The sequence below is a fragment of the Sphingobium sufflavum genome, assembly GCF_021403115.1.
GTDB classification, from domain to species: domain Bacteria; phylum Pseudomonadota; class Alphaproteobacteria; order Sphingomonadales; family Sphingomonadaceae; genus Sphingobium; species Sphingobium sufflavum.
The window spans coordinates 1-13,543 of sequence record NZ_JAJSSH010000026.1 but is presented as its reverse complement, the minus strand read 5'-3'; the positions used below and the strand labels follow the sequence as shown (position 1 = coordinate 13,543).

Genomic DNA, 13,543 nt, shown 5'->3' with positions numbered 1-13,543 from the left:
GGTGCAGCCCTGTCGCATGAAATGGCTACGGTGGGTTTTCTGGCACGTGAACTGCTGCCGATGATACCTCGACTTATAGACGCCGCGATACTCAACAAAGATGTTGATTAGGCTCACTAAAGCGACCGTTTGTCGCCATTCAGGCGCCAATTTTGCATCCCGGTGTGCGGACTGTCCGGTAACGCCAGGTCGCGACCAGTGCCGGTTATTTTCCTGTCGAGTTTTGCTGAGCGCGGGGCGGGCTGACCTTGTAGCGTTCTCCATTTCCTCGCCCGGCAGGTGATTCGAAGCCATGGTTGCGGCAGATTCCCTCGGCATGGGTGCTCCAGACAGTAAGGGTATGTGCAATCCCGGTTCTTGGCTTGGCTTGCTCCGAGCAGACTGCCATTATGGGATCATGACGGATTCCGAGCAGCAATTTTCCCTATTCGATCTCGATCTCGACCCCGTAGTCGAGGACCGCAAGAGCGCCACCACGCCCTCGGGTCGCTTCAGCAACTTCGTTGTCTATGTCGATGAGAGTGGGGATCACGGCATGCAGACCGTCGATCCAAACTATCCATTATTCGTGTTGGCTTTCTGCGTCTTCTACAAGAAGCACTACAGCGAGAAGGTCGTCCCTGCGCTCGAGAAGTTCAAGTTCAACCACTTTGGCCATGACATAGTGATCCTTCATGAGCGCGAGATCCGCAAGGAGACGGGACCCTTCAAGTTTGCTAACGAGGCCGAAAAACTCGGTTTTATTGACGGACTTAGCGGCATCATCGACCGATCCAATTTCATCCTGATAAGTTGCGTAATCGACAAGCATCGCCTCGGTGCACGCGCGGTCGAACGCGGCAACCCCTACCACGTCGCGCTCGGGTTCTGCCTCGAGACACTCTACGAATTTCTCATCGAGAAGAACCAGGATGCCAAAAAGACCCATGTAGTCTTCGAATGCCGCGGCAAGAAGGAGGACAAGGACCTCGAACTGGAGTTCCGCCGAATCTGCGGTGGCGAGAACAAGACGGGTGCGCCGCTCCCCTTCGAGATCGTCTTCGCTGACAAAAAGGCAAATTCGTCCGGGCTTCAACTTGCCGACCTGGTGGCCCGGCCGATCGGCATGAGCGTTCTGCGGCCAGGGCAGGAAAATCGCGCATTCGAGGTTTTGACCCGAAAATTTTACTGCGACGGCGGGCGCGAGAATGTAGGGAGCGGCTATGAGAACTGGGGCCTCAAGGTTTTCCCGCCCCAAATAAGCGAAAAGCCCCGATGAAACTCACCGAGGCTACAACGCCGACCGGGAGCCCCCAGTCCATTTGTCCCCCTTATATGCGAACTCGCAGGCAATTGACAACAGGAACATTGTGCCAATAGGGCCAGGCTTAGGCTTGCGATACAACGCGCTGCGGTCTAATTTCGTGATGGGCTACCTGTTCTCCTGCGCAGCCTCATCGGTCGAACCATTGCACGGCCTGATCACGCGCAGCTTTTGAGCAGGGACGGCTTCATCCGTAACCGGACTTCCGCGATCTTTTCGCAAACGGCAGGAACGTCCCGGGGCCCGGCGTTTGCCGCCGGGCTAAACCCGACCCATCTTGCCGTTCAAGATCAGTTTTTGCGTTCCCAAGTGCAGACCGACAGCTTTCCGATCTGATGCTCGAGATTGCATGGCGCGGAATGGCAGCTTCACGGTGTGTTGAAACGAAAAAGCCTTCACCGTTAAGCTCTTGTACCTTATTTCACCTGCTTGCGTCGCAAATTATCGGCATATGCAGCTTGCAAATCGAAGGCTGAAAAATCAGCGAAACTCCCTCATATCAAGCTGTTGTTTACCTATAACCTTTACATACGGGTCCACAGCATGAGTGGGGTCGCAATCTGTGTAAATTACACAGATCCATGGATTTCCGGGAACAGCGTCCAAGGTCGTGGGGCCCAAGGTCGCAACACTGGTAATAGACGTCATGCGTCATTGTTAACCGGAATGGCGGCGACGGTCCGCTGTCCCGGTCCGACGACGTGTGCGCTCCGCTGATGGAATTTGCATCAGGGCGGTCCCGTAAGACCGCTTCACGGAGTAGCCATTGATGATCCTTTCCCAGCTCGCCCGTCCTGGCAAGACAAACCGCTTGCTGCGCAGCGCCCTGCTCCGCACGACCGCCCTCGTCGCCGCCGTCGCTCCGGCGGGCGCGATGGCACAGGAGCTGCCGACGAGCGGGCAGGTCGTGACCGGATCGGCCAGCATCGCCACGGCGGGCAGGGACATGACCGTGACGACCGGCACGCAGCGCACGGTCATCGACTGGTCCAGCTTCTCCATAGGCACCGATCACCGGCTGACCATCAATCAGCCTGACGCATCGTCCATCAACGTCAACCGGGTGGTCGGCACCGATCCCTCGCAGATCTTCGGCACGCTGACCTCAAACGGCCGTGTGGTGATCACCAATCCCAACGGCATCTGGTTCGGCCCTTCCGCTCGTGTTGACGTGGCGGGCATCGTCGCCAGTGCGGGACGTGTCAGCGACGCGGCTGTCGGCCAGTTTGCGGCTGGCGGCGCGCTGTCCATCGGCGAAGGACTGGCCGGGGCCAGCGTTATCAACGACGGCGTCATTACCGCGCGCGAAGGTGGCTTTGCCGCACTGGTCGCGCCGGGCGTGCGCAACTCTGGCACGATCACCGCGCGTCTCGGCCAGGTCGCGCTAGCGTCGGGCCGCACTACCACCGTCGATTTCTATGGCGACGGCCTCATCAACCTAGCCATCGCTGGTACCACGAGCAGCAGCCCGCTAGGCGCCGCCGTGGAAAACAGCGGCCGAATCATCGCAGAGGGTGGGCATGTCCGCCTCTCCGCGAATGTCGCCGAGGGTCTCCTCAACAATGTCATCAACATGTCCGGCGCGATCGAAGCGCGCGGCATCGCGACGGCAGGCGGCGTGGTGGAACTGCTCGGCGGTTCCGGTGCGGTCGACGTTGCGGGCAAGGTGGACGTCAGCGGAGCGGGCGCTCAGCAGGGCGGCCGCATCGCGGTGCAGGCGGGCGACGCAGGCGCGGCGGACGGCATCCTCAACCTCACCGGCACGCTCGACGCGGGATCGGCGCAGGGCAAGGGCGGCAGCATCGAGACCAACTCGCGCTTCACCTATCTGGGCGGCAGCGCCAGCGCCAACGGCGCGACCGGTGGCGACGTGACGATCAAAGCGGTCGGTATGACGCAGGCCGGCACCATTTCGGCCGACGCCACGAGCGGCTCAGGCGGCAGCGTGATGCTCGACGCGATCAGCAACATCACCCAGACGAGCGGCGCGCGCACCAGCGCCAACAGCGTCTCGGGCGCGGGCGGATCGGTCATCGCGCGCACAGTTGCGCAGGGCCGCACCTTTAGTTCGGGTATGCTGTCCGCTACCGGCGCGACCGGCGGCATGGTACAGATCCTCGGCAATGACATCGCATTGGCGGCTGCGCGCGTCGATGCCAGCGGCGCGGTGGGCAACGGCGGCGCGGTGCTGGTCGGCGGCGACCTCCATGGTACCGGCCCGCAGATCGCTTCGACCGTCCTTGTCAACGGCGCGACCACGCTCAAAGCCGACGCAGGCAGCGAAGGCGACGGCGGCCGCGTCGTCCTCTGGTCGAGCACGAAGACCGACTATCAGGGCAGCGCCTCGGCGCGCGGCGGCTCTCTCGTCGGCAACGGCGGCATGATCGAGGTGTCGAGCGGCGACCTGCTGCAATTTGGCGGCAGCGGCGATGCGTCCGCCACCAATGGCAAGGAGGGCACGCTCCTCCTCGACCCCAAGAACATCGTTATTCAGGAAAACACGGGCGGCCTCGCCACTTTCGAGCTGATTGATCCCAATGCGGGCCTGGGCACCGGCTTTGGCCAGATGACCGCCAACCTCTCCAACGGCACGATAGTCGTGACCAAGCCGCTCGACGTCGTCGGCGGGCAGACCGATGTCGGCTCGGTCTTCTTCTACGATTCGCGCACCGGCGCACTGACGGCCACGTTGCAAGGCAGCCGCTCGGGCGACAAGGTCGGCAATTCCAATGGCGACAGCTTCTACGGCGGCTATGGCCTGCTGTTCCTCGACCAATATGGCGGCTACGATCCTGTCACCTACGCCAGTAAATATGACGGCTCGAAGGCGTTCCTGATCACCAGTCCGAACTGGAACGGCAATCGCGGCGCGGTCACATGGGTCGCCGCGAACGGATTGGTGAGCGGCCTCGTCTCGTCCTCCAACAGCCTTGTCGGCGCCAATGCGGGCGATCTGGTCGGTGCGGCGAGCGCGACCGAATGGCAGCCGACCATAGACGTGCTGGCCAATGGCAATTATGTCATCCGCAGCCAGAACTGGAGCGACAAGCGCGGCGCTATCACCTTCGCCACGGCGGGCGCAGGGATCATCGGCCTCATCTCCGCCTCCAACAGCATGGTCGGCAGCACCAGCAGCACGACCAATGGCAACGGGCGCCCCGGCGACATGTTAGGCAGCGGCGGCCTCGTCAAGCTGACCAATGGCAATTTCGTGGTGTTGAGCCCCTGGTGGAACAGGAACGGCGGCGCCGTCACGTTCGGCAACGGCAGCAGCGGCTTTGCAACGCTCGGCGCAGTCAGCAGCGCCAACAGCCTGGTCGGCAATCCGGGCACGGCTTACTCCGCGCCCCAGACCGCCTATAGCCCCTACGGCACCGTCTACGGCTTTTACAACGGTGACAATGTCGGCACGAGCACCAACGTCATCAAAGCCCTGTCGAACGGCAATTATTTGGTCTTCACGACCAATTGGGGCCATGGTCGTGGCGCAGTGACGCTCGGTGACGGCACGAGCGGCGCCGCGGGCGTCGTCTCGACGCTCAACAGCCTTGTCGGCACGGCAAAGGGCATCGGCGACTCGTCTGATGGCACCGACACCTATTTCACCAACACCTATGGCGTGCGCAAATGGTATGGCGGCGATCAGGTCGGCAGCTACGGCGCGGTGGAAGTGGCCAATGGCGGTATCGTGATCCAAAGCCCCAACTGGTCATCGAACAGGGGCGCGGCAACCTATATCGCGCCAGGCACGACCAATCTGGCAGGCGTGGTCTCCGCGACCAACAGCCTCGTCGGTTCGACGGCGGGCAGTTCCGCGAGCTATGACAGCTATCATGATCGCTCCATCGGAGGTGGCGATCAGGTCGGCACCAATGTCTTCGCGCTGAGCAACAATAATTATGTCGTGGCCTCGCGCTACTGGAACACCGGCTTCGGCGCTGTCTCCGTACTCAATGGCACAAATGGGCAAACCGTCACCGGCAGTAGCGGCTCGGCGGGCGACACCGTTTCCGCGACCAACAGCCTCGTTGGATCTACGGCTGGCGACTATGTGGGCAACAATGTCATCACATTGAATGGCTCCAGCGACTTTGTCACCAGCGCCTATGAATGGGGCCGCGGCAAGGGCGCGGTAACGCGGATCAGCGGGACGAGCGGGCTTGCGGGGACGGTTTCGGCCTCCAACAGCCTCGTCGGCATCAACAGCTACGAGCAGTCGAGCCTGGGCGGCGACAATGTGGGCGCGACAATCAAGGCGCTCTCCAGCGGCGCCTTCATGATCCTCAGCCCCAACTGGAACAAGACGCGCGGCGCGGCGACATTTGTGGCGGCGGGCGCATCGATCGCCGGCAATATCTCCTCCCTCAACAGCCTGGTCGGCACCACCGGCGCAGAGGGTAACAGCGTCTACTGCTCCAGCTGCATCGGCGGCAATCCGGCCATCTTCGGCGGCGATTATGTTGGCAGCGGCAATATCGTCGAACTGGCCAATGGCAATGTGCTGATGATGAGCCCAGAGTGGAGCCAGCGGCGCGGCGCCCTCACCTATATCAACGGCACGACGGGCGCGCTGCTGGACGGTGCGACGTCGCTGACCGGCTCCCTCTCCGCCGCCAACAGCCTCGTCGGTTCGCACGCGGCAACGGCCTACACCAGCAGCTACAATTATAATGGCTACAGCCAGGTCGGCATGCGCTATTATGTCGGCGGCGACCTGCTGGGCAGCGCCTATTACCAGAACGTCCAGCTGCTCTCCAACGGCAATGCGCTAATCAGCTCGTCCTACTGGAACAATCAGGCGGGTGCCCTGACGTTCCTTCGCGCGAACGGCACGCTGTCGGACGGATCAGCGTTCGTGGGCACATTGTCGTCCGCCAACAGCCTTGTCGGCACGCGCTCGGCCAGCCTCAACACCCCGGCCAACCTGGCCCAGGGGAACAGGTCGCTGAACAGCGACGGCGATCAGGTCGGCAATTACGGCCTGATGGAGACGACAAGCGGCGACGCGCTGCTGTTCAGCCCCAACTGGAACGGTACGCGCGGCGCGGTCACACGGATCAGCGGCGTCAATGGCCTCACCGGCACGCTGGGCTCGGGCAACAGCCTGATCGGCAGCGCGGTGAGCGATCAACTCGGCAGCTACAGCTCGGCAGGCGTGGTGCTCAAGGCCAATGGCGCCTTCGTCCTGAGCAGCGGCAATGTGTCGGGCGGCCAGGGCGCCTTCATCTACAACAACGGCACGTCGCCGCTGACAGGCACGCCCTCGCAGGCGAACAGCTTTCTGGGCGATGCCACCAACGCCAGCTATGCGGCCTATGGCGTCACGACGGCAAATGACGACCTGATCCTGATGGACTTCTCGGCCGAAGGATCGGGCCGGGTCGTTCTGGGCTTCAACGATGCGACCCGCTGGACCTATGCCGCAGCGCAAGGCCAGACGCTGACCATATCCCCCACGCTGATCGCCCGGGCGCTGGGCAGCGGCACATCGCTGGTGCTTCAGGCGAACAACGACATCACGATCGCCGACGCGATCAGCACCAGCCTGCACGCCACCGGCAATCTGACGCTGGAGGCGGGGCGCAGCATTCTGGGCAATGCGGACATCAGCTTGGGCACCGGATCGCTGACCCTGCTGGCCAACAACAGCGTGGCGAACGGCGTGATCAACGCCTATCGCGACAGCGGTGCCGCGGCGATCAACTTTGCCGCGGGCGCCAATATCTCGACGCAAGGCGCCGTCGCGATTACGCTCGCCAGCAGCACGGACAAGACGAACAACACAGGCGGCAACATTACCCTCGGCGCGATCAGCGCGGCGACGGTGAGCGTGCGCAACCTCGGCTCGGCCAGCGGTTCGCTGACGCTGGGCGGCGCGATCAGCGCGAGCGGATCGGGCACGCCCATCCTGCTGGCGACCGGCGGCGCCTTCATCAACAATGCGGGTGCCAGTGCGCTAACCCCGGGCACTGGCCGCTACCTCATCTATTCAGGCGACCCGCGCAACAACACGCTGGGCGGGCTGGTCGCGGGCGGCAAGTCCTATGGCAAGACGCTCGCCTCCGACATCTCGGGCCTGTCCGCACTCGACAATCTGCTGCTCTACAGCGTGGTGCCGATGCTGACCGTCACCGGCAACACGACCGTCGGCTATGGCGATTCCGCCTCCAGCGTGACGCCGACCATCACCGGCTTCATCGACGGCGACACCGCCACGACCGCGCTGACGGGCGCGGCGACCACCAGCACCAGCTATCAGGCAGGCAATGCGGTCGGCGGCAGCTATGCGCTGACCATCGGTCAGGGCACGCTCGCCTCCTCGCTCGGCTATGGCTTCAGCCTCGTCAACGGCACGGTGACAGTGACGGCCAAGCAGCTCACCCTCGCGCTCACCGGTTCAGTGACGAAGGAGTATGACCGCACCACCGGCGCCATACTGGGCGCGGGCAATTTCCAGCTCACCGGCCTCTATGGCAGCGACAGCATCGCCATCGGCAAGACGGCGGGCAGCTTTGGCAGCGCCAATGCGGGCACCGGCCTCGGCGTCAGCATCTCGCTGGTTGGCGGCGATTTCACGGCGGGCGGCTCCACCGTTCTGGGCAATTATGTGCTGCCCACTGGCACCACCTCTGCCAACATCGGTACGATCACACCCAAGTCGATCAGCCTGACCGGCGTCACGGCGCACAGCCGCGACTATGACGGCACTGCCACCACGGTCCTGTCCGGCGGATCGCTGTCCGGCGTCATCGGCGGCGACAGCGTCGGCTTCTCCAGCGGCACGGGCGCGTTCGCGGACAAGGGCGTGGGCGTCGGCAAGGCGGTATCGCTCAGCGGCTATACGCTGACCGGCACCAGCGCGGGCAACTACACCCTCTCCGCCCAGCCCTCCGGCCTCGTCGCGACGATCAGTGCAAAAGCGCTGACCCTCTCGGGCGTTCTGGCGCAGGGCCGCGAATATGACGGCACCACCGACATCGCCCTGAGCAGCGGCACGCTCTCGGGCATCCTGGGGCAGGACGCGGTCAGCCTCGTGGCGGGCAGCGGGTCCGTCACGACCAAGGACGTGGGCACGAACAAGGCGGTAACAGCCAGCGCCTTCACCCTCTCCGGCACGGATGCAGCCAATTACAGCATCGCCGCCCAGCCCACGGGCCTGACCGCGACGATCAGCGGCAAGACCCTGACGTTGTCGGGCGTCTCCGCCACCGGCCGCGACTATGACGGCACGGCGAGCGTCGCGCTGACCGGCGGCACGCTCTCCGGCATCCTCGGCAGCGACAGCATCTCGCTCATCTCGGGCACGGGCAGCCTGACGAGCAAGAATGCAGGGGCCAACCGGGCGGTAACGGCCAGCGGCTTTGCGCTGGGCGGAACGGATGCGGGCAACTACACCCTCTCCGGCCAGCCCACGGGGCTCACCGCGACCATCGCGGCCAAGGGATTGACCGTCACCGGCGTCACCGCCAGCGATAAAGTCTATGACAACAGCGACACCGCCACCCTCTCCGGTGGCACGATCTCCGGCGTTCTGGGCAATGACGTCGCCAGCCTCATCACCGGCAATGGCGCCTTTGCCGACAAGGATGTGGGACAGAACAAGGGCGTGACGCTGGCGGGCTATAGCCTGAGCGGCGCCGACGCGCTGAACTATACGCTGACGCAACCGGGCGGCCTGACCGCCAGCATTACGGCCAGGACGCTGACCCTGTCGGGTGTCTCCGCCACCGGCCGCGCCTATGACGGCACCACCAGTGTCGCCCTGACCGGCGGATCGCTTTCCGGCATCATCGGGCAGGACGCGATCGCGCTCGTCTCCGGCACGGGCAGCATCGCGAGCCGCAATGTCGGCACGTATAGCGTCACGGCGAGCGGCTTTGGCCTCTCCGGCGCGGACGCCGCCAACTATGTATTGGCGGGCCAGCCGACCGGCCTCTCCGCCACGATCAGCGCAAAGGCGATCAGCTTCGCGGGCCTCGCCACGCAGGATCGCGATTATGACGGCACGAGCGACATTGCGCTGACCGGCGGATCGCTCTCCGGCATACTCGGCAGCGATGCCGTGGGCTTTGCGGGCGGCACGGCTTCGGTCGGTGACAAGAATGTCGGCACGGGCAAGGCGGTCACGGTATCGGGCTTCGGCCTGACCGGCGCCGACGCCGCCAACTATGCGCTCTCCGGCCAGCCCACCGGCCTCACCGCCACCATCGCGCCCAAAGCGCTGAGCCTCTCCGGCCTGACCGCGACGGCGCGCGGCTATGACGGCACGACCGGCGTCGCCCTCACCGGTGGCGCGCTCTCGGGCGTTCTCGGGAATGAGGCAGTCAGCTTCACCACCGGCACCGGCCAGCTGGCGGACAAGAATGTGGGCGTAGACAAGGCCGTTTCGCTGTCCGGCTTCGCCCTTTCGGGCGCGGACGCGGGCAATTATGTCCTCGCCAGCCAGCCCGCGGGCCTCACCGCCACGATTAGCGCGCGGACGCTGAGCCTGAGCGGCGTGAGCGCGCTCGACAGCATCTATGACGGAACGACCCACGCCGTCCTCTCCGGCGGCACGCTATCCGGCATTCTGGGCAGCGATGCGATCAGCCTCGTAACCGGCACCGGCAGCTTTGCCGACCGCAATGTGGGGACGAACAAAGCGATCGCTGTCTCGGGCTTCGGCCTCTCGGGCGCCGACGCCGCCAATTATGTGCTGAGCGGACAGCCCATGGGCCTGACCGCCAGCGTTACGCCGAAGACGCTGGTGCTGGGCGGCGTCTCCGCCACGGCGCGCAACTATGACGGTACCACCGCCGTCGCGCTGTCGGGCGGATCGCTCTCCGGCCTTTTCGGTGGCGACGCCATCGGCCTGATCGCTGGCAGCGGCAGCATCGCGGACAAGAATGTCGGTACGAACAAGGCGGTGTCCGTCACGGGCTTCGGCCTCTCCGGCACGGATGCGGGCAACTACATCCTCTCCGGCCAGCCGACTGGGCTGAGCGTCACCATCGCGCCGCGGGCCGTCTCCCTGACTGGCCTCGCCGCGATCGACCGCGCCTATGACGGCACGACCGGCGTCGCGCTGACCGACGGCACGCTCTCCGGCCTCGTCGCCACCGACGCCGTCTCGCTGGTGCGCGGCACGGCGAGCATGGCGGACAAGGGCGTGGGCGCGAGCAAGAGTGTCACCGTCTCCGGCTTCGGCCTGACGGGCGCGAACGCCGCCAACTACAGCTTCGGCGGCACGCCTTCGACCCTGAGCGTTGCGATCACGCCCAAGGCGGTCACGCTGACCGGCGTGAGCGCGGTGGAGCGCGCCTATGACGGCACCAATGCCGTCGCGCTCTCGGGCGGGACGCTAAGCGGCCTCGTCGCCAGCGATGCCGTCTCGCTCGTCCAGGGCAGCGCCTCGGTGGCGGACGGCAATGCGGGCACGGCCAAGGCGGTGACAGTCAGCGGCTTCGGCCTCTCGGGCGCGGATGCCGCCAACTATGCGATTAGCGGCGGCCAGCCGGGCGGCCTGACCGTCGCGATCACCCCCGCGCGCCTCTCCGTCACGCTGGCGCCGGGCACCATTACCAAGACCTATGACGGCAGCCTCAACGCGGTCATCGGCCAGTCGAGCTACAGCATCACGGGTCTGGTAGCGGGCCAGTCGATCAGCATCGCCAACCGCGCGGGCAGCTTTGCCTCGGCCAATGCGGGCAGCGGCGTGGGCGTGTCGGTGAACCTCTCCCTGACCGACTATATCTCGGGCGCGGGCACCTCGCTTGCCAACTATGCGCTGCCCACCGGCACCTATACCGGTGCAGCCGGGGTCATCTTGCCGGCCGCGCTGCTGGTCCGCACCGATGACAAGTCCAAGGTCTCGGGCGAGGCGATGCCGGTTCTGACGGTCAGCTATACCGGCTTCAAGGGTACGGACAGCGCCGCCTCCACCGGCCTCTCCCACACGTTCACCACCGCCGCCACGGCACAGTCGCCCGCGGGCAGCTACGCCATTCAGGCGACGGGCGGGCAGATCGCCAACTATACCGTCACCTATCAGTCGGGCATCATGGTGGTGACGCAGGCGCCGGTTCAGGTGCCCTTGCAGGCGCTCATCACCAACCAGCCGGTGCAGACCCTCGTCGCCACACCGGTGACGAGCAGCACCGCGCAGAGCAGCAACACGATCGTCACCGTCGGCGCCGCCACCGCCTTCCTGCCGACTGCGCCCGCCGTCACCCCGCCGCAGGTCACGACCACGACCATCGGCGCATCCACCTCCGGACGCGGCAGCTATGACGCGGGCGCGGCCAGCGCCAATGGCTACGCCAATTCCTACCTCTCCTCGATCAAGCTGGAGTCTCAGCAGTGAAGCCCTTTGTCCTCCACGCCGCCTGTCTGACGGGTGCCATGCTGCTCGCGACGCAGGCCTCCGCGCAGGTCGCCCTGCCCCCGGCGCAGGTCGATCCCGGCCGCGTCCAGCAGCAGCTCACCCCGCCCGAGGCGCCTCGCACGGCGCCGGAAATCGTGACGCCGGAAATCCCCGCCACGGTCGCCCCGGCCGACGCGGCCACCACGCGCATCACCGTGCGGGAAATCCGCGTCGAGGGGAGCAGCGTCTATCCGGCGGGCGCCTTCGCCGACCTCACCGCGCCACTGACGGGGCGGGAGGTCAGCCTCGCCGAAGCCTTCACCCTCGCCGACGCCATTACCGCACGCTATCGCGGCGACGACTATATCCTCTCGCGCGCCATCGTCCCTGCCCAGCGGATCGAGAACGGCGTGCTGCGCATCCAGATCGTCGAGGGGTTCGTCAGCGGCGTCGAATTTCAGGGCAAGGCCAGCGCCGTCTTGCGCCGTTATGCCGACGCGCTGACTGCCGAGAAGCCCCTGCGCGGAAAGGTGCTGGAGCGCTATCTTCTCCTCATGAACGACATCGCCGGGACCAGCGCCCGCGCGGTGCTTGCCCCCGCACCGGATGTGCGGGGCGGATCGTTCGTCACCATCGTCGCCGACCAGAAGACGGTCGACGCCTATGCGGGATTTGACAACCACGGCAGCCGCTACATCGGCCCGGTGCAATATTACGCGGGCGTGTCGACCAACAATGCTCTGGGTTTGGGCGAACGAATCGCGCTCAACTACGCGGGCGCAGTGCCGACCTCTGAACTGCAATATGTCAGCGGCCAGATCGACCTGCCGCTGGGCCGCGACGGCCTTCTCCTCTCCGCCAATGCTGGTTACAGCCATTCGCGCCCAGGCTTCGTGCTGGAGCCGCTGGGCGCGCGGGCGACCGGCACCAGCCTCGGCGCGCGGGTGAGCTATCCGCTGATCCGTTCGCGCGCGGCGACGCTGCGGCTGAGCCTTGGCTTCCATTATCTCGACAGCCGGACGGTCATCAACGACCTGCCCGACTTCTCGCCCTCCTCCTACGACCGCATCCGCGCGCTGCGGTTGACGAGCAGCTATGACTTCGCCGATCGGGCGGGCGGGCAGAACCTCATTGCGCTGGAATATAGCCAGGGCCTGTCGATCTTCGGCAGTCTCAGCGAGGCGCGGCTCAACCCCTCGCGCCCCAATGCAAAGAACGGCTTCCACAAGCTGACCGCCGAAATCTCGCGCCGCCAGACCCTCGACAGCATGGTGCGCGGCCTTGCCGTCTATGGCGTGGTGAAGGCGCAGACGTCCTTAGGCGACTCCCTTTTCTCCTCCGAGCAATTTGGGCTCGGCGGCGCGATCATCGGCACGGCCTACGACCCGTCGGAGATCATTGGCGACAGCGGCATCGCGGGCCGGATCGAGCTGCAATATGCCACGGCGCTCCCCGCCGTGAAGGGCGCGGCGCAGTTCTATGGCTTCTACGATGTCGGCACGACCCGCAATCAGGTGGTACAGCCGGGCGAGGCACGCAGCGCGTCCCTCTCCTCAGCCGGTGGCGGCATGCGCTTCACGCTGACACGGCACCTGTCGGGTTATGTCGAGGCGGCTCAGCCGCTAACCCGCGACGTGCAGGCGCAATTGCTGGCCAAGAAGGACGCGCGACCGACACGACTTTTCGTCGGGGTGACCATGCGCTATTGATCGATGCGTCAAGGTCGGCAAATAAGATGGCCATGTGCTTGTCGTACGGTGCATTTCAGATCCCGACCCATGTCAGTCATTCACGCGCCCGTTTGAGCTTCTCAGGTGCAGACCGTCCGGTTGTCCCTTATCGCACAGCGGAAAGCGGACATACCCACCAGCGCCAGGATCAGCGCCAATGGCAGGCTC

The 13,543-nt window shown here is 65.1% G+C and carries 3 protein-coding genes and 2 pseudogenes; all 5 read left to right on the top strand.

The genetic code is table 11. The annotated features are described in order from the left end of the window. Positions 1-397 precede the first annotated feature (397 nt). The 5 genes and pseudogenes from LWE61_RS20280 (at position 398) to LWE61_RS20270 (ending at position 13,354) form a co-directional block, all read left to right on the top strand. Entirely contained in the window at positions 398-1,258 is an 861-nt protein-coding gene (locus LWE61_RS20280; protein WP_234152466.1) for a DUF3800 domain-containing protein, read from the top strand. A gap of 814 nt (positions 1,259-2,072) precedes the next feature. Continuing rightward, positions 2,073-9,995 (top strand): annotated as a pseudogene (locus LWE61_RS20275) (YDG domain-containing protein); the annotation flags it as partial. An 18-nt stretch (positions 9,996-10,013) separates the two neighbouring features. Next, positions 10,014-10,517 (top strand): annotated as a pseudogene (locus LWE61_RS21005) (YDG domain-containing protein); the annotation flags it as partial. After that, on the top strand, positions 10,491-11,645 hold the full coding sequence (locus LWE61_RS21000; RefSeq protein ID WP_407696280.1) for a YDG domain-containing protein: 1,155 nt from the start codon (positions 10,491-10,493) through the stop codon (positions 11,643-11,645). The pseudogene LWE61_RS21005 and the gene LWE61_RS21000, both read left to right, overlap by 27 nt. Beyond that, complete coding sequence (locus tag LWE61_RS20270; RefSeq protein WP_234152464.1) at positions 11,642-13,354, top strand: ShlB/FhaC/HecB family hemolysin secretion/activation protein; 1,713 nt, start codon at positions 11,642-11,644, stop codon at positions 13,352-13,354. The genes LWE61_RS21000 and LWE61_RS20270 overlap by 4 nt, the downstream gene beginning before the upstream one ends. Positions 13,355-13,543: the final 189 nt, after the last annotated feature.

Bases quoted from the DNA above. Each gene is read 5' to 3' on its own strand.
- LWE61_RS20280 (WP_234152466.1), top strand. From the start codon at position 398: ATGACGGATTCCGAGCAGCAATTTTCCCTATTCGATCTCGATCTCGAC.